The sequence below is a fragment of the Brevibacillus humidisoli genome (genome assembly GCF_020923435.1).
GTDB lineage: Bacteria > Bacillota > Bacilli > Brevibacillales > Brevibacillaceae > Brevibacillus_E > Brevibacillus_E humidisoli.
The window spans coordinates 1,720,878-1,739,223 of record NZ_CP087263.1 but is presented as its reverse complement, the minus strand read 5'-3'; the positions used below and the strand labels follow the sequence as shown (position 1 = coordinate 1,739,223).

19 protein-coding genes are annotated in these 18,346 nt (G+C 49.0%); 1 reads left to right on the top strand and 18 read right to left on the bottom strand.

Annotation, left to right across the window (positions count from 1 at the left end):
* Positions 1-27 precede the first annotated feature (27 nt).
* Positions 28-720, bottom strand: coding sequence for a class I SAM-dependent methyltransferase (locus LOK74_RS08660; RefSeq protein WP_230046238.1), 693 nt, complete (start codon positions 718-720; stop codon positions 28-30).
* Positions 721-952: 232 nt separating this feature from the next.
* Here LOK74_RS08660 and LOK74_RS08655 point away from each other — a divergent pair, with 232 nt between their 5' ends.
* The gene (locus LOK74_RS08655) at positions 953-2,167 is read left to right on the top strand and encodes a glycosyltransferase family 4 protein (protein ID WP_230046237.1); all 1,215 of its coding nucleotides are present in this window, start codon (positions 953-955) and stop codon (positions 2,165-2,167) included.
* A gap of 69 nt (positions 2,168-2,236) precedes the next feature.
* Here LOK74_RS08655 and LOK74_RS08650 read toward each other — a convergent pair whose 3' ends face one another.
* The 17 genes from LOK74_RS08650 to pseG all read right to left on the bottom strand — a co-directional run bounded on the left by LOK74_RS08650 (position 2,237) and on the right by pseG (position 18,341).
* Entirely contained in the window at positions 2,237-2,962 is a 726-nt protein-coding gene (locus tag LOK74_RS08650; protein WP_230046236.1) for a sulfotransferase family 2 domain-containing protein, read from the bottom strand.
* A gap of 31 nt (positions 2,963-2,993) precedes the next feature.
* Positions 2,994-3,608: a class I SAM-dependent methyltransferase gene (locus tag LOK74_RS08645; protein WP_230046235.1), complete on the bottom strand. Its 615-nt coding sequence runs from the start codon at positions 3,606-3,608 to the stop codon at positions 2,994-2,996.
* Between the two features lie 34 nt (positions 3,609-3,642).
* The gene (locus tag LOK74_RS08640; protein ID WP_230046234.1) at positions 3,643-4,431 is read right to left on the bottom strand and encodes a carboxypeptidase-like regulatory domain-containing protein; all 789 of its coding nucleotides are present in this window, start codon (positions 4,429-4,431) and stop codon (positions 3,643-3,645) included.
* 27 nt (positions 4,432-4,458) lie between these two features.
* Positions 4,459-5,502 carry a glycosyltransferase family 4 protein gene (locus tag LOK74_RS08635; RefSeq protein ID WP_230046233.1) on the bottom strand — a complete coding sequence of 348 codons (1,044 nt, stop codon included), beginning with the start codon at positions 5,500-5,502 and terminating at the stop codon, positions 4,459-4,461.
* 41 nt (positions 5,503-5,543) lie between these two features.
* The gene (locus LOK74_RS08630) at positions 5,544-6,515 is read right to left on the bottom strand and encodes a glycosyltransferase family 2 protein (RefSeq protein WP_230046232.1); all 972 of its coding nucleotides are present in this window, start codon (positions 6,513-6,515) and stop codon (positions 5,544-5,546) included.
* Positions 6,516-6,565: 50 nt separating this feature from the next.
* Positions 6,566-7,405, bottom strand: coding sequence for a dTDP-4-dehydrorhamnose reductase (gene rfbD, locus LOK74_RS08625; protein ID WP_230046231.1), 840 nt, complete (start codon positions 7,403-7,405; stop codon positions 6,566-6,568).
* A complete protein-coding gene (gene rfbB, locus LOK74_RS08620; protein WP_230046230.1) occupies positions 7,402-8,433 on the bottom strand; it encodes a dTDP-glucose 4,6-dehydratase in 1,032 nt (343 codons plus the stop codon). The genes rfbD and rfbB overlap by 4 nt, the downstream gene beginning before the upstream one ends.
* Positions 8,434-8,499: 66 nt before the next feature.
* A complete protein-coding gene (locus LOK74_RS08615; RefSeq protein WP_230046229.1) occupies positions 8,500-8,955 on the bottom strand; it encodes a dTDP-4-dehydrorhamnose 3,5-epimerase family protein in 456 nt (151 codons plus the stop codon).
* Positions 8,952-9,713 carry a sugar phosphate nucleotidyltransferase gene (locus LOK74_RS08610; protein ID WP_230046228.1) on the bottom strand — a complete coding sequence of 254 codons (762 nt, stop codon included), beginning with the start codon at positions 9,711-9,713 and terminating at the stop codon, positions 8,952-8,954. Before LOK74_RS08610 ends, LOK74_RS08615 begins: the two co-directional genes overlap by 4 nt.
* A gap of 129 nt (positions 9,714-9,842) precedes the next feature.
* On the bottom strand, positions 9,843-11,012 hold the full coding sequence (gene sat, locus LOK74_RS08605; protein ID WP_230046227.1) for a sulfate adenylyltransferase: 1,170 nt from the start codon (positions 11,010-11,012) through the stop codon (positions 9,843-9,845).
* 76 nt (positions 11,013-11,088) lie between these two features.
* Positions 11,089-11,850, bottom strand: coding sequence for a sulfite exporter TauE/SafE family protein (locus tag LOK74_RS08600; RefSeq protein WP_230046226.1), 762 nt, complete (start codon positions 11,848-11,850; stop codon positions 11,089-11,091).
* Positions 11,851-11,878: 28 nt separating this feature from the next.
* A complete protein-coding gene (gene cysC, locus LOK74_RS08595; RefSeq protein WP_230046952.1) occupies positions 11,879-12,484 on the bottom strand; it encodes an adenylyl-sulfate kinase in 606 nt (201 codons plus the stop codon).
* Between the two features lie 89 nt (positions 12,485-12,573).
* Positions 12,574-13,689, bottom strand: coding sequence for a glycosyltransferase (locus tag LOK74_RS08590; protein WP_230046225.1), 1,116 nt, complete (start codon positions 13,687-13,689; stop codon positions 12,574-12,576).
* Positions 13,690-13,754: 65 nt separating this feature from the next.
* A complete protein-coding gene (locus LOK74_RS08585; protein WP_230046224.1) occupies positions 13,755-15,752 on the bottom strand; it encodes a glycosyltransferase in 1,998 nt (665 codons plus the stop codon).
* Between the two features lie 41 nt (positions 15,753-15,793).
* Entirely contained in the window at positions 15,794-16,228 is a 435-nt protein-coding gene (locus tag LOK74_RS08580) for a GNAT family N-acetyltransferase (protein ID WP_230046223.1), read from the bottom strand.
* 24 nt (positions 16,229-16,252) lie between these two features.
* Positions 16,253-17,281, bottom strand: coding sequence for an N-acetylneuraminate synthase (gene neuB, locus LOK74_RS08575; protein ID WP_230046951.1), 1,029 nt, complete (start codon positions 17,279-17,281; stop codon positions 16,253-16,255).
* Positions 17,259-18,341, bottom strand: a complete 1,083-nt coding sequence (gene pseG, locus LOK74_RS08570) for a UDP-2,4-diacetamido-2,4,6-trideoxy-beta-L-altropyranose hydrolase (RefSeq protein WP_230046222.1) — start codon at positions 18,339-18,341, stop codon at positions 17,259-17,261. Before pseG ends, neuB begins: the two co-directional genes overlap by 23 nt.
* Positions 18,342-18,346 lie beyond the last annotated feature (5 nt).

Genomic DNA, 18,346 nt, shown 5'->3' with positions numbered 1-18,346 from the left:
GCTTTATACGGGATCCCTTGCCGGATATCATGGTATGATTTGTGTGGGCATGGTCTCTTGTCCTTTGCGAAAAGATAACATTTTTTGATTGCGGGGGTGTCCCCAGTCACCAATATACTCCATATGCAAGGAGAGTCCGTCGACCAGATACGCAAACAGCGAACGATGATAATGATAGGGATCCTTGTCAAGGTAGGTTTTCAGTTCTTGATTTTGCCATATCTCATCAAGGTGAAACTTGTCATTCACTTCAAAAAAAGTGGTGAAAAATTTGCCCCCCGGTTTCAGCACTTTATCTATATTCACCAAACACCGATGAATCACATTTGCTGGAAGATGAGTAAAAACGGAATGGGCAATGGCAAAGTCAAACTTCACTCCGAACTGATCAAACTGAAAACAATCGTTCACAACCAGCGAAGGCAGCCGATCTAGCAAGGCTTGCTCCTCCAGTTCCTTCCATCCGGCTTCTATCAGGGATGAATTGATATCCAAGCCGTAGTAATGTCCCTTGTTTAGATAACGAATAAAGTGGATGCCCCCTCGTAAACTGCCGCAGCCTACATCAAGGAAATGGTGTTCCGGTTGCAGGCCGTTTTTCACCAAATAGGCAAACTGCAGGCATCCGATTTCATCCCAGAGTCCGCCAACTGCTTCTCTATGTTTCCCGTTTGCTATCTCTTGTTTTGTCAATGACAACCGTTCATATTGATTCCACAAATGAGAACCCTCCCAGAAGAACCGAAGCAAGAACTGTGTTATAGGATAGGGTATGAACATATTCCCATACAGGGACACGGCATTCTTCCTTGGATAAGAGCCTTTTTCGCATCCATTGACCGCTGCCTATCATAGGGCGCAACCAGCGGTTAACGTGTAATCAGCGGAGAGCAAAAGCCGCAGCATCCGAATACCGTAGGAGTATGAGCGAATGTTGCACTGGAGGGTATTCATGAGAATCTTGCACGCTACTTACTGGTACCTGCCTCATGTAGGTGGTGTTCACACCTATCTGAACGTGTTAAAACAAGGACTGGAAGAACGCGGACATCATGCGGATGTGCTTTCCCATCACCCGCATATGAATCATGTTTACCTACTCGGAGAGGAACGGATCATCGAAAAGAAACCGATCCTCTACCCCCTTTACGACATGATGATGGATTATTTTGATCAGGAACTCCCTGAGCTGGAAGACTGGGCCCGATTTCGAGAAATTGAGAGTTACGTTTTTGAAATGGCCTCTGTCTTGCTTGGTTTGAAAGAATATGACGTAATCCATACGCATGACGTGATTTCAACCAGAGCCTTTTCACGCGTCATCCCCCCTGAGACCCCCCATGTTGCTACCCTGCATGGATTATTGATGGAAGAATTTTTTATAACCGGTGAAATCAAACAAGAAGGGTCGATCCGTTGGAAATACAGTTTTGTTGAAGAACATCTCGGAGCTTCTTTGGCTGACGCAACGATTCTTCCTAGTGAATGGCTTCGCAGAGAGTATATTAATCGTTTTTTCGCCCCTCCAGAAAAATTGACGGTGATTCCCTATGGATTGAATACGGAAAGAATTATCCAGGAGACGGCATCGATTGAACGCATCCCGCGATCTGACGGCAGGTTGGTGATGATCTGTCCCGCGCGAATCGTCCCTTACAAAGGGCAACGTTATCTGATAGAAGCTCTTGCCAAACTAGTCAAAGAGGAGTCTCATTTTATATGCCTGTTTGCCGGCGACGGGGTTGACAGACCAAAACTGGAGAGAATGGCCCAGCAGCTTCATCTGCAGGACAATGTTCAATTTCTAGGCAACCGCAAAGATATCTACCACCTGCTGAAACAGGCCGATATATTCGTACTCCCCACACTTGTGGAAAACCACTCCCTCGCTGTCATGGAGGCACAAGTGATCGGACTGCCGGTGATTACAACCCGGGTTGGCGGAAATGCGGAACTGCTCACACCCCATCATACTGGATTGCTGGTTGAGCCTAGAAACAGCGAGGAATTATATCAGGCCATTTTGATGGTTATAAGGGATCCCGACTTACGGAAAAGCTTGTCTGAAAACAGTAGGAAATGGGCGAGGAAATACTGGCATCCCGATAATATGGTGGAGCGAACACTTGCTGTGTATCAACACGTGATAGGAGAACAGAAGAAATGAGGTGCCTCAGCAGCACCTCATTTTTTGTTTGGTATAATAGACGCTCGCCTCCCGCGGTGAATCTCTCGATCAGCCTCCTATTGCTTTTACATTTTTCAAAAAGTGATCGCGTTCCATGCGGGTAGAAGCGTCAAGGTTAGCCATTTTCTCTTCAAACAGTTGTTTTGCATACGCATATAGTTGAAGATCCAGTTGATTCTTCTTCATGATTAACTCAAGCGCATCCCGGGAGATCTCATCCTTATGGGGGCGATTGGGTGTTCTATTGGTGAACCAATAGGCATCAATGTTGCTCCAACCCAATTCCTTTATCAACAAAAACAACGAGTCAGCAAATCTCTCCGTGATCCCAACAACCGTAAAATAGGTTGCCAGGTTTGCTTTGGCACGTTGCAGGTCAAACTGTCCGCCTGCCAGGTAAAGAGTCTGATGGTTCTCTACTTCAGGGAAGTCGGATGAAACAAACTGCTGCAATGTCGTATGACTCAGTTTCTCTTTGTGAAAGTAATACAATGAAATGACCCTGTCTACAGGGTCGCGCAGCATCGCTGCATAGGAAAAAGGTCTGGAAGTATACTGATGCAAACCGAACATAAAGTGGCCATAAACACATCGTATGTTTCCTGTGGTATCCTGTGAGAGATTCGTCATTGCCTCTTTTTCATTGCCATAAACCAACTGCAAAGCACTCGACGGATACTGGTTCGTCATAAGCTCAAGCAAAGTGGTCCCGGACGTTTTCGGCAGATGGATAAAGAAGATCAACCGCTCTGTATGCTCCTTGGCTGGTTTCACTACAAAACTCCTTTCTCTCGCTATTGGCGATTCACTTACACTTGTTTTCGAAAACCCGTGCAATAAAATCCTGTCCCAAGCCAGCCCTGATGCAGTTGGTTTCTTCTTCGATCTGCTGAAATCCAAACGGTTCAAAAACCAGCTTGTAATTTCGCGGGAAATGTCTCTCGGTGACTGAGCTTTCGGCTTCTATCGTGATAATATACGATTTGGCGATTCTCGCCATTTCAGCAAAAATCCAATCACTGTCAGGGTGAATGTGCTCCAAGACAGCCATCGCGTATACCATGTCAAACTGGTTCGTCTTAAATGTGGCGATTACGTCTTCGATCGGGGCGTTGTAGATCGCGGCTTCGCGGGCTAGGTCGGGGTACGTTTCTTTGAGCAGGTTTACTGCGTTCTCACTGATCTCAATCCCTGTCAGATCTTTATAACCGGCTTGATAAAGATAGTTGAGGTTTCTCCCTACGTTACAGCCTGGTTCGAGAATGCTTGCGTTGGGATCTGTGACGTATTTTTTGATGTACTGATGCAGAAAGCGGCTTCTTTCCACTGGTACAATATATTTGTCAGGATGGTTCCCCTCTTCCGGATTGCGCCAATAGTTGTACAGTTCCTCCCGGCTTTTCATCGGTTGTTTGCTCATGTTACGTTCCTCCCATTTCTATGGTGTACTGCCGCTACACCAACGGCAGCATTGGAATGTGTATCACCTTGCCGTAGTTGTCCTTCCGTATACGTATTTGCTGTTCACCGTACGCTGTCGCACTCCCACAGATAAGATAGTCCCCAGGGACGACTTCTTTAAAGGAATAGGTTCCTTTATCATCAATCACGGTTTGCATGACAAGCTGCTTGTCGCCGTCCAAGAGCTGCACTTCGCCCTCCTGTAGTGGAAGACCCGAAAATTTATGGTAAACTGTGCCCTGGATGGACGTATCAGCCACAGGTTTCACGCTCTCCCACCATTCCGTCTCTTTGAGCGGGTTCATCATCTTGCGGAAAGGTATCTTGTAATTGTCAGAGAGCATATAAGAAACCAGGTCCCAAACGTCATCGTCCAGAAAATACACCTTCTTGGATGGTTTGAAGTCAAACAAATGAACGTAGGGCTCCATCAGGTCAGGCAGCCCGGGTACCAGCACCTCGTCCAGATAAAAACACAGCTTCCGCACATCCTCATTGATCCCTTTTTCCTTGGGAACGAAGTAGTCGCTTGCCACGATCTCCAATGTTCCCCTGATCATCGGCGGAACCACGGCGCGAATCGTAAACTTACTGTCCGGGTTCACAGCTTGTTGAATCAAGGTTCCATTTACATAAACAGAGATGGTCAGCTTCTTCGGGTATGGGAAACGACGGCCGTGGATGATTAAAGGGGATTCCTTTTTGATATGTCGCAAGGGAAGAACAAACCGTCTCGACACCCAGCCGTCCTGATATCGTCCGGTAAACTCGTCATCGATCATCACAATCACCCCCCTGTGAACCATCCTTCATGCTGTCAGTCTCTCGATCACGGCGTCCCAGCTGAGATTCAAATGCTTGAGCAAATCCTGCCCGTTCATGCCCATGGTTTTCGCTATCCGTTTATGCTGATAGAGTTGATCGATGGTTTCCGCGACTGCCATGGGGTCGGGAGGTACCGTAAAACCGTTTGTTCCCTGTTGGACGAATTCAAGCGGACCGCCGGAATCCGTACAGGTAATCACCGCTTTTCCCGAGAAAAAAGCTTCCAGGGTAACGTATCCGTAATCTTCTTGAAACGGTGCGTAATACACTGCCAAAGCGTTGGCATAGTAGCTCGCCTTCTCTTCTTCACTGATCCAACCAATCAGATGAACCTTGTCTCGCAACGCGTACTTTTCGATCAGTGATTCCAGGCGATCGATATAGCTCTGCTTTCCAACTCCGGCAAGCAGCACCTTGACCGGACTTTTCACATAACGGAGCGACTCTATCAAGAGATGCTGCCTTTTTAGCTCTTCCAGTCTGGCCGGGCAAAAGATATAGTCGCCAACTGATTCGAAGCGGAAAGATTCATAGCCAAACGGAGGATGGTAAACCGGGGTTGATGCAATCCCGTTATATTGACGCAGCCTTGTCGAAACCGTGGCTGAAATCGTATAAATTTTTTGGCACCGGGAAATGTGCTTGCGGTCGTAGTCCATGATCAGTTTGCGCAGCCGGTCCCGATGCGGCATCGTGTGCAGCCCCTCATACTCGGTTCCCCACAAGTCATAGGCTTCCCGATGCTGATGCAGCAGCCAAAGCACTTTATTTTGATGTTCCGCCAGGTAGATGGGGAACTTGAGGGCGATCAGCAAATCGATCGGCTTCCCTTTTACTTCCGATAAATCAAGCAGACGGGCAATCCGGATGCTGCCGAGAAGGCTTGCTGACGGATACCATTTAAACGGCATTGTCACGATTTCCGCTTCAAACCCACGGCGCAGCAACTGATGTTTCAGATTGGCAGCAAGGAATTCGGCTCCTCCGTATTCAAACGGCACTTGTACGGTGGCGATGGCAATCCGCATCTTGAACACCTCTCATCTTGCTGTCGGTTTGAACCAGACGGTCAGCCAGGGTTCTTCTCCCGTGAAAATGCTTTTCTGATCATGGGTGGCAACCGCTTGTGCCGGCAGCCGAAATACGCGCCCAACCTGCGGTAAAAATTAATCCACCACCGAAAATACACCCAGTAAATCTTGTCGGCGAACGGTAATTCGGTCTCTTCAAAGATGTACCGCGCATCTTTGAGTGTGATGCTGAAGGTATCTGGAATCAGCCTGAGCAAACGCACATCTTCTTTGTAGCCAAAGGCCATTTCCATCCCTCTTAATTCATCAAAGAAACGCTGAAAATACTGAAAAAAAGTGGGATAGCTGTGCGAATGAAAAACGGCAGCTTTCGGCGCGTACACCTTTTTATACCCGCTCGTAATAATCTCTCGGCCGATTAACTGATCCTCCGTATAGAGAACGTCCCGAAACCTTATTTTCTGCCAAACATCTTTTTTCAGCGCGGAGTTGACATTGGAATTAAACCCGTACCAATACGGTCTTTGCGCAAACAGCTTCCACCCCTCAGGGGTGTTCTCCATTTGCTGGAGAAGCGGTGCATCCGTTTTAGAAAACGCCTCAAAATGCAGCAACAGATCGCGCTTGGTGATGGGATCGCAACCCGGTCTCGGGATCTGCTTTCCAAAAACGCAGCCGACCAAAGGGTCGAGAACAAATCCCATGATTAGTTCTTCCAGCCAATCATCATCTGCCGGCGTAGCATCCTGTGTGATGAACACGAGGAAGTTTCCCTGCGCCAGTTCTGCTCCGTAGTTCCTTGTTTTACCGTGACCAAATTCACTTTTTTCGATTTGATACAGTCGCACCGGATATTGTTTGATCACATCCAGCGTTCCATCTGTAGAACCAGAGTCAATCACGATCATTTCAAAACGAAAACGGGTGCGTTGCCCAAAAACAGCTTGTAGTACCTCCTCAATATACTCGATACCATTGTAAGTGGGGAGAATGATGGAAACTGTGATCACCCGCTTTCCCCCCTTCTCCCTTCGCACATGATTGTAGTACCATCTGCTCCTTACAGATAATCGCTGATGAACGCTTGTAGTGCCTCTCTCCAGTGTCGAAACTGGTCAAAGCCGTTTAAACGGATAGCCATGTGGTCAAGAACAGAATAAGCTGGCCTGGGTGCCGGACGGGGAAATTCTTGCGTTGCGACAGGCGTTATCTCGATGTTGAGCCTCGCATCTGCAGCAATCGCTCTGGCGAACTGATACCAGGAGCAGCTGCCTTGGTTGGAAGCGTGGTAGATGCCGTATTTGTCCGTCAGCATCAGCTTCTGTAAAAAATCAGCCAGATCGACCGTATAGGTGGGCGTTCCTGTCTGATCGTCAACCACCTTCAGTTGATTACGCTCCTTGGCTAATTGCAGTATGGTCTTGACAAAATTCTGGCCATGCTTGCCATAGAGCCAAGAGGTTCTCACGATGAAATAGCTGCGCGTCAGCGACTTCACCATTTTCTCGCCAGCCAGTTTCGATTTGCCGTATACGCCAAGGGGACCGACCGGATCAAACTCACCGTAGGGCTTACAACTTCGTCCGTCAAATACGTAGTCTGTGCTGATATAGATGATTTTCGCTCCCGTCTGCTCAGCAGCTACAGCCAAGTTGCGGGTGCCGTAGGCATTCACCAGAAACGCCTTATCCGCTTGAGACTCCGCTTCATCCACTCTGGTATAGGCGGCTGCGTGAATAATCACATCTGGCTTGACGGACCGAACGGTTTCAACGACCCGGGAAAAGTCGGCAACATCCAGTTGCTGTCGGCCATAGGCTAATACTTGATGGTGAAGCGACAAATTCAGAGCCAGGTCGGTACCCAGTTGTCCATTTGCTCCTGTAATCAACACTCTCATCGCTTCGCATCTCCTGCGCGCATCTGCCTCGTCATTCCACCATTTCCACCTTGCAACGGCTGGTCTGCCATACTCTTGATTCCTAACCACCATTCTCGGTTATTGATGTACCACTGGATCGTTTCTGCTATGCCGGTCGCAAAGTCGTAGTGCGGCTTCCACCCCAGTTCCCTCCGGATCTTGGCAGCGTCTATCGCATACCGGCGATCGTGGCCTGGGCGATCCTCGACAAATCGGATCAACCGCTCCGGTTTCTGCAACAGCGACAAAATCTTCCTGACGATGGCTAGATTGGTCCATTCGTTGCTGCCGCCCACATTGTAGACCGAGCCGTGTATCCCCCTGTGGATGACCAGATCGATTGCTGCACAGTGGTCGTAGACGTGCAGCCAATCCCGTACGTTGCCTCCGTCACCGTAAACCGGGATCTCCTTGTCCGCAAGCGCATGGGTGATGATAAGCGGGATCAGCTTTTCCGGAAACTGGTTGGGTCCGTAATTGTTAGAACAGCGTGTGATCATAACCGGCAGTCCGTATGTCTGATAATAGGCACGGACGAGGAGATCTGCAGCCGCTTTACTGGCTGAATAAGGACTATTGGGGGCAAGCGGCGTCTCTTCCGAAAAATAACCTGAATCACCCAAACTGCCATATACCTCGTCTGTGGACACCTGTACGAACTTCTTTATCCCGTGTCTGCGGGCAACATCAAGCAGCACTTGCACTCCCTGCACATTGCTCCGAACGAAGATGTCAGGATCCGCGATGCTGCGATCCACATGCGATCCCGCCGCAAAATTGACGATCACATCAACTGGTTGAAGCGATTCTATTAGACGGCGATCACAAATGTCCCCTTTTACAAAGCGGTAATGGGGATGGGATTGAAGTTCTCTGAGGTTCTCCAGATTACCGGCATAGGTGAGCAAATCAAGATTAATCACATGATAATGAGGATATTTATTCAGCAGATATCGGATAAAATGACTGCCGATAAATCCTGCCCCGCCCGTTATCAAGCATTTCACAGACCCTCCCTCCTCTGTTTCCCTCTTTCGCTGACACCCGCTAACTAATCCGATTCAATACGTCTCTTATTTGAATTTTGTATTCCAATCAAACCCGATCTCCGGGTCATTGTGAGCGATCCGGTACTCGTCAGGATTGTCGGGATCATACGATTGATTGGTCAAATACGTGATGATCGCGGGTTCGTTTCCCAATACCCGGTAGCCGTGGGCAACGCCTCGCGGAATCAAGAGGGAGATCAGGTTATGCTCCCCCATGTAGTAGACATCCGTCTGTCCCACGGTCGGCGATGCAGGGCGCCGATCATACAGAACCACCTGTGCGTTGCCTTTCGGGAAAAACCAGATGTCATCTTGATGTTTGTGGTAATGAAACGCTTTAATCACGCCAGGATAGCTGAGAGATGCCGAAAGTTGGCCGAATCGTTCCAGCAGATTGTCGTCGTCTCTCACTACCTCCATAAAGTATCCTCGGTCATCCATGTGTTTCAGCAGCTTTTTCACTCTGACACCATCAATCAAGCAGACTCATCCTTTCCAGCGTTCTTCGTTCTGCCAAAATCTCCAAAATCAAGATCTTTGGCCAGTTCGTTGGCACGAAAGAAGGAGGCATGGGTCCCGGCATCCGTCCACCATCCCGTCATGACGTCATACGTCAATTGCCTGCGCTGGATATAAGCATTGTTCACATCTGTAATCTCCAGCTCGCCGCGTCCGGAAGGAGTTAAGGTTTTGATGATGTCAAATACACTGCTGTCATACATATAAATGCCTGTTACCGCATAATCGCTTTTGGGCGTACACGGTTTTTCTTCGATCAAGGTAATCTTGTCTCCGTGCAGTTGGGGGACGCCGAATCGGGAGGGATCGGCCACTTTCGCAAGCAGAATCTTGGCCCCTGTGCCTTGTTTTCTAAAATGATCCACATAGGGGAGGAGAGTATCGGAAAAAACATTGTCTGCCAAGATGACCGTCATTTGTTCACCATTTGCAAAGTCTTCTGCCAATCCCAATGCTTGGGCTATTCCTCCTGGTTCATCCTGCACCTTGTACGTTAACGTCACTCCAAACTCTTGTCCGCTGCCTAACAAGCTGACTACATCACCCATATGCTCCCGTCCGGTAACGATCAACAGGCTTTCGATGCCTGCCTCACGCAGTTTGTAGATGGCATGGTAAATCATCGGGTACTTGCCGATCGGCAGCAGGTGTTTATTCGTCACCTTGGTCAGCGGAAACAGGCGGGAGCCGGTGCCACCAGCGAGAATTACACCTTTCACATTCACTCCCTCCATTCCCCTGCTATGGTGCACATGGTTCAATCAGAATCACTTGATCCTTGAGTACTCTATGCATGCGAGAAAAGGAAGGACATGATCGAATCACCCAAATTGCGAGATGGCTCATCGTTACTCTTTCATCCCTCTGATCAATACATCCGCTACCTCGGGACGAGTGAATTCTGCCGGCGGAACGGTCCCTGCCGCTAGCATCTCCCTTACTTTCGTCCCACTTAACGTCAGCCGATCTGCTTCGGGATGCGGACATGTTTTGGCAGAAGCCATGCTGCTACACGTTTTGCAGTAAAAACTGTGTTCAAAAAAGAGCGGTACAATCCCTATATCTGCTGCTGGAAACTGATCAAAAATCCGCTGTGCGTCATAAGGACCGTAATAATTTTTAACCCCAGCGTGATCCCGTCCTACAATGAAGTGCGTACATCCGTAATTCTTGCGGACAAGCGCGTGAAAAATCGCCTCCCTCGGACCCGCATAACGCATCGCCGCTGGAAAGATCACCAGCCGTACACGATTGCTTGGATAGTAGTTGGCCATCAAGACCTGATAGCTTTCCATCCGAATGGGCGCAGGAATATCGTCAGACTTGGTCTCCCCGACTAATGGATGGAGCAGCAAACCGTCTACCGTTTCCAAGGCGGCTTTCTGTATATACTCATGGGCGCGATGGATCGGATTTCTGGTCTGAAAACCAACAATCCTCTTCCACCCCAGCTCGGCAAACAAATCGCGCGTCTGTTTTGGGGATAAATAGAACGATTCAAACGGGTGGTGCGAAGGTTCATTCAACAACCAGATCGGTCCCGCGAGATAGATCTCCCCTTTTTCCCGGATCTTTTTCACACCTGGATGGGCAGGATCCACAGTCCCGTATACCAATCGTGCTTCTTCTTCCTTGTTATAAGAATACTTTTCATGCAGATGCAGAATCCCATATACGATGCCACCTTCACCGATTAAGGCGATCTCTTGCCCTACTTGCAAGTCTGCAGCCTCTTTCCTCGATACGGGCAGCGTCACGGGAAGTGTCCAAACCAAACCGGAGGAGAGCCGCATCTCTCGCAGGACATGAAAATAGTCCTGTTGCCCCATAAATCCGGTCAACGGACTAAACGCTCCATTGGCAATCAACTCCAAGTCTGATCGTATCCAAGTGTCGATGTACAATTTCTTCAATCCTGCTGCTTTTTTCAGCACCTCATCTCTTTCCTCGCCTGTCACAGTTCGTTGAATCAGTTCTCCGCCATGAGGAGAAATGCTTGAGCGCTTTGTCACATTCATGTTTGTTCCTCCTCGACGTTGCATTCCCTAGCAAAGCGTGCACTGTTTTCCAAACAACACGAAATCAAAACAAATATCACCATAGTTTGACGGCCGAGACGAGTAACATCACGATCAACCCAAGACGAATGACCCGATCCGGCAATACCGCACCAAGCTTGCTTCCGATCAACACGCCAGGAACCGACCCGAGCAACAGGTTTCCGGCCAACGCGAGGTCAATCGTTCCCAAAAAGAAGTGGGACAGTCCAGCTAATCCAGTAATCAAGACACCATGGACAATATCGGTGCCCACCAGGCGTGCAGCAGAAAAGGGGTAGGTCAAAAACAGCAAAGCGGCAAACAAGCTGCCGCTGCCAACAGAGGTGACGGCGACCAAAAAACCGACCACGAAACCGATGATGGCTACTCTAGCCAGCTTCATCTGTGTCCCGTCTGCCAGTTGTTCCCCCATCCGTTTTTTTGCGGACTGCAGAATCATGATTGCAACGATCACAAAAAACACGATGGCCAACGTCTTGCTGATGAATTCGTCCGGCAAATTCTCATGTCCATCTGCGAGCCACTTTAATACGACAATACCGATCAACGTCCCGGGAATACTGCCCAGCAGCACCCGTTTCAACAACACATAGTCAACTGTTTGTTGGCGCCAGTGCTGCCATGCGCCAAACAGCTTGGTGACAGAAGCAAAAATCAAGTCAGTCGCGACAGCTACTTTTGGTGGAACGCCAAAACCGAGTATTAACAAAGGGGTCATGATTAGCCCCCCACCCATCCCGGTAGCTCCGATCACAATCCCGACGCACCACCCGCTTATGATCAACCAGATATCCATGGGACTTCTCCTATCAACAACAAGCAGATTAAGTTCCGATATAGTTGTGCTCTCGCAAATAAGTGAGCAACTGCTCCACAGATTGGCTTACGGATTGTTTATCTGTTTCAATGATCATGTCAGGTTGGTCGGGCACTTCATACGGAGCTGAGATGCCGGTGAAGTTTTGGATTTGCCCAGCTCTCGCTTTTTGGTACAATCCTTTTGGATCTCTTCTCTCGCATTCACTGAGCGGGCACTTTACGTAAATTTCGATAAACTCTCCTGGTTCAAAGAGACAACGGACCTGATCCCGATCTCCCCTAAAGGGTGAGATGATGGCGCATAAGGTGATCAGACCGGCATCGACAAACAACTTGGATAACTCGCCGATTCGGCGAATGTTTTCGGTTCTCTCTTCCCGACTGAAACCGAGATCCCTGTTTAAGCCATAACGAAGATTATCACCGTCCAGGACGTAGGTTCGTATCCTGCGTTGATAGAGCTCTTTTTCCAATTCAGTTGCCAATGTTGACTTTCCAGAGCCGGATAAACCGGTGAACCACAGCACGCAACTTTTGTGGCCGTTTAAGGTTCGACGATCCTCCTTATTTACTTTTGAATCGTGCCAGCATATGTCGGTTGATTTGGAGATCATACCTTTTCACCTCAAACTATTTGTATGCTTGTTTACTAGCTGGCAACATGATCATTCCAACCAAATTTGCAAAAATCGACAGCTATCTACATCATTAATTCTCGTAGTGTTTGGGTGAATATCCTCCTGTTGTATTTCGATACAATGTAGTTCAATCCGTTGTTCCTCAGACGGCTCCAGGTTTCTTTTTCCGTATAGCACCGGACAATTTTTTCAGTGAAATCTTGTGGATCCTTCCCGATCAATACCACGTTCTCATCCAATCCCATCTGCCGGGCGATTAACGGCGTAACGACGGCAGGAACTCCATGTGCCAAGGATTCCAGAAGTTTCAGGGAAATACCGGCTGCGTATCTGGTAGGAACGACAAAGAGCTTGCAGCGTTCATAGTACTCCCGCACATTCTCCACCCTACCAGTGACGATAATACGATCCGATGACAACTGTTGAATCGATTCCAAGAAATTCGTCCCAACAATCCAAAGCTTCACTCCTGTTCGTTGATGGACAGCCGGAAACGCGTCACGCACAAACGAGAGTATCGCATCTTCATTGGGAGAAGCGGGTGTAAAACCACCGAGGAACAAGATATCTTTCCGCTGTTCAAACGATTTTGACGTTGCCACAGCGTCAACACAGTGACTCAATACCTTTACATTGACGATCCGGTGGCGTTCGATCAGCTGCTTTTCGTGTTCGGAGACGGTGACAACAAGATCCGCTTTGGACATTAAGTCGATTTCTTCTTGGATCAATACCTTCTTTTCATGTTCCGGCAAACGAATTTCTTGTAGTTCCAGTCTGAGAATTTCCCGCTGTGCAAAAAGGGCTTCCGCATCGTAGATGATTCGCTGATCCGGATTTAGTGTTTTAATGAGATCGACCACTTCCTTCATGTTGTGCGGTCGGCTGATGAAAACGGCATCGTAGACGTTTTTTCGCACGGTATAAAAGCGGCTGAAGTTTATCTTATGGTGATTTACGCTGTACAGCACTTCGATCCCTTTTTGCGTCAGACGCGATCTGTAGGGCTCAACCGGGTCGGGAAACTGCAGCGGAAAGAGTGTCACGCAATACCCTACATCTGCCATCCCTTCCAGAATGCCCAGACTTCTCGGGTAACCGCAGCCTAGCTCTGGAACCGGTATGCGGTCGTCGATGACCAGTACTTTGTATGGTTCTTGCCCGGTTTTTTTGGTCATCTTTGGTTCCATCCCGTGATCCATTTCCCGATCTAGCCTCCCTTCTGCTCACTTTCTACCGACACTTAGGGTTTAATCAATTTTTTCAACGTTGCTTTAAACTGATCCGCATGAAAGTTGTTTTTTACATAGTTGATCCCGTTTTGTCGGAGACGGTTCCACATGTTCTTGTCTGAATAGCAAGAAACTACTTTTTCGCTAAATACGCGGGGCGTATTTCCCACTAGTACCACTTCATCCTTTAGTCCCAACTGCTCGGAGATCAAAGGAGTTACCACCGCAGGCACACCATGGGCCATGCATTCCAACAGTTTAATGGGGATTCCAGCCGCATACCGTGTTGGAACGACAAACACCCGGCACTTGTTGTAATACTCCCCCACATCGTCTACCTGATCGGTAACGATAATCCTCTCGGAAGCCAACGATTTGATCGAATCGAGATAATTGGTTCCGACGATCCATAGTTTTGCTCCCGTTTCAGCATGGACCTGCTCAAATATCTCTCGGACGAAATAGTAAATAGCATCCTCATTCGGAGAAGGCGAGGCCAGAAATCCCCCGACAAATAGGATGTCTTGCCTCTCACCAAACCCATTGGGCGTAACCCGAAGATTGACGCTGTGCGCCAGTACCTCCACTTCTTTAAATCCGTTACGGATGATCGTTTGCCGTTCACGCTCCGAGACGGTAACGACTGCATCTGCTTGATAGATCAACTCCATTTCTTTTTTGACCATCTCTCGTTTTTCTTTTTCTGATAGCCGATCACCATTTAGTTCCAATTGAAGAATCTCCCTATCTGAATAGAGTGCTTCGGCATCATAGATGATTCGCTGGTTGGGATTTACTTTTTTAATGACATCCACGACTTCTGTCATGTTATGCGGCCGGCTGATCCATACCGCATGATAATAATGTTTACGGCTTTCCAAGAACTCCTCGAACCGCAGTTTCTCCTCAATGGTGTTGAAGAAAGCCTCTATTCCTTTTTGGTGCAAGCGATAGGTATACGGCTCTACTTTTTGCGGAATCTGCAAGGGAAACAGCGTTACCTGAAATCCAGCTTCCGCAAGACCGTCCAGGATGCTGAGACTTCTCGGAAAACCTGACCCCAACTCGGCAACCGGAATTCGATCATCAACCACCAGTACCCGGTATTTTTGGCGGCTGCCATGCTCTCTGGCGTACAGGATATTTTCAAAAGCTGGCGGATAAAACTTGCAGAGCTGTTTTTTCCATTTTCCAACAAACGCTGTTCGGTTCTGTACTTGAAGGGCAATCGCCTCCTCCATTGAACTGGAACTGCCGAACTCATAATGGATAGCAACTGCCGCAGGTTGAAAGATCACCTTATATCCCAATTCACGGATGTTCATGCACAGGTCAGCCTCTTCGTAGTATGCGGGTGCAAAGGTTTTATCGAACATGCCAGCTTGACGAAAAATTTCGGTCTTGACCAACAAACAGGCACCCGAACAAAAGTCGACCTCTTTCAAATAGGAGTATTCCGGTTTGAACGGATCATCATCTCTTCCGTAGCCTAGGCACGATCCGTCGCTCCAGATGATGCTCCCCGCTTCCTGCAGCTTTCCATCCGGAAAGATCAGCTTTCCCCCGACGGCCGCGCACTGCGGCGTCGTCTCTCCTGTATGCAGCAGGGATGAGAGCAAACCGGGCATGATTTGCGTGTCATTGTTTAGAAACAGAAGCCACTTCCCGCGGGCAACGTTCGCTCCTTGGTTGCAGCCTTTTAAAAATCCTGCATTTTCGTTGTTTTTTACAAGTGTTACGTTTTCCACTTTGCTCAACAGTGCCGATGTTTGATCGCTCGATCCGTTGTCTACAATGATGATTTCATAAGGGACGTCCGCATGAGCCTTGATTGTTTCGAGACATTGATAGGTATATTCCGCTTTGTTGTACACGACTAGAATGATTGAGATATCGGGTTGTTCAGATGTAGGAAACGTCATCACGGATGCCTGATTTTTCAGGAAGATCGTTACCTTTTCCTGCAAAAACATTCTCAGGTATTCCTTTTGGTTCTCTCTGCTTTCCATTTTCATTCCCTCGCTTACATGTATGATACATGGCCGATGGTCTACTTTAGTTCAAGCTCGAGAACATAAGAAGCAATGGTATATCCTGCTCGAAAAAACGCTTTTCTGGACGCAATGTTGCTTTCTTTTACATGTGCCTGCAAGCAGGTATACCCTAGCTGGTCTCTTGCCACTCGTGCCGCTTCCGTCAGGATTTGCCCGCCGAACCCCTTTCCCCTGCATGGAGGGGCAACGGTGATGCTGATCTCGGCCCTACCGCTGTCGATCCGGTTCAACCGAAACGTCCCGATGGGTTGTTCCTGATCCTCAACGACAAAGATGTGGAGGTCGTCTCTGCTAACTGCCTGTTGCAACCATGCGACATGTGTTTCCCATCCCAATGGCTCGGAGTGAAAAGAATTGGCTCTGGTTACCGGATCGTTACGCCAGTCAAACAAAAGCTGTGCATCCTCCATCGTCGCCTCCCGGATGACCACTTGGTTTTCTCCTCCCTCCGGATTTTAGACCATGTCCCAGGTCAAGATATCGTCTTCGTCAATGTCCATCTGGGCAACTCTGCCCACGACAAGCTTTTTATACTTGGGCAATATCCCGTACCCAGGGCGTTTGACCGCCACCATCTCTTCCGTAATTCTGGTCCCGGCGGCAATCTTTCGCGCTGCCACTAGGCTGCGCCGGGCTTTGTGAAACATTTCAGCTTCTTCTGGCGCACGCGCTTTGACGCCGCTGCCCAAGGCGGATTCGACGGTACGGATATGGGCAATCATTTGTTTTAGCTCATCCGGTTCCAATGCAAATTGGTGATCTGGCCCTGCAAGCTGCCGATCTAAGGTAAAATGCTTCTCAATCACATGGGCCCCTCTGGCGGCGGCGGCCGTCGGGATTACCGTCCCCAAGGTATGGTCAGAAAAACCGACCGGAAGTTGGAAAGCACGCTTCATCGTCTCGATCGCCCGCAAATTGACCACATGTTCAGGTGTCGGATAGAGCGAGTTGCAATGCAATAGGATGATCTGTTCGTTTCCCGTTTTGCGGATGGCATACAAGGCATCTTCAATGTCGCCGAGAGTGGCCATTCCGGTCGAAATGATGACCGGTTTCTGTTTTTGCGCGGTATAAGCCAATAGCTCCAGGTCGACCAGCTCAAAAGAGGCCATTTTGAACGCTTCCACTCCGATTGCGTCCAATTGGTCGACCGCCTCCGTGTCAAACGGCGTTGACATAAACATGATTTGTTTCGCTCTTGCGTAATCGGCCAACTCTTGCTGCCATTCACGGGGCAGTTCGATGCTTTTGATCAACTCGTACACATTTGCGTCTTTCAGATAGGTAAACCTGGGTGCTTTCTTGGAGTATAGTTTATCAGCGCTGAACGTTTGGAATTTGACCGCATCTGCTCCGGCTTCGGCTGCAACATCGATCAATTCTTTCGCCAATTGTTTGTCCTGGTTGTGGTTGGACCCTGCCTCAGCAATGATGAAGCAGGGATGATCTTCTCCGACAGATTTAGCCCCGATCTGAACGGTCACTGGCAATGTCCGCCCCTCCCTTTACCCGTTCGTGTAGAAGTTCTTTCATATGGGTAATAACACGTGAGACACCGTACCCGTCCACCAACGCAATCGCCCTCCGCCCAGCCTGCATCAGTCTGGATGAGTTTTCCGCCAGATTGCTCAGTTCCAGCTGAATCCGCTCAGGCGTCACATCTGCTGATCTTCCCAGATAGCAGTCGATCCCAAGTTGATGCGTGTTTTGCGCGAGTGCCATCTGGTTCTCCGCCACAGCGATGACGATCGCCGGCAGTCCCAGACAGAACCTCTCCCATGTCACGGTCCCGCCCGCGCAAATGGCGAGGTCAGCCCGCGCCATCAACGCAGCGATATGGGGAATCTGGCAATGATACTGTGCATGCGGCAGTGATGCGCAGAAGTGTCTGATCTGTTCTTTGTGCGGATTGATCCCGCCGACAACCACGTCAACGGCAAGCCTTTTCCCGTGCCAAGCTTGAATGGCTTCGAGCGCTTTTCGCGTTTCGTTGGTCGGATCGCTTCCGCCGAAAAATATGAAAATGCGATGGAGCTCGTGACGTTGCCTCATTTGTTTTCGAACTTCTCTGAATTCAGTCCGCAGCAGGGCAAAACGCGGCCCCAACAGTTTGATGCAGTGAGGAGGAACCCGTTGATCATAACGAGACTCCATCTGTTCATATATATTTTGATCCAGCAGCAGATCACAGTCGTGAGGCCGGTTTGCCAAATCATCGATCACTAGCAGTTTCTTCACATATGGTCGCACCCGACGTTCCCACTTCGCGTCAAGGCCGTAATGATCGACGATCAGCCAGTCGACCACTGCTGACTCTCGCTGCAGAACAGCGATCGATCGTTCCACATCAGAGTCTCCATCGCTGATCCGGTAGACGGGAAAACCCTTCTGCTCAATCTGTCCACATAGATCGCCTGTGAGCTTCCGGCACAGAAACGAAATGCTGGCACCTCTTGCGCGAAGTTCCTCAGCAAGCGATAGGCAGCGCATCACGTGACCTGTGCCAATTGAAATGGATGCATCAACACGAAAGAATACGTTCACAGAGC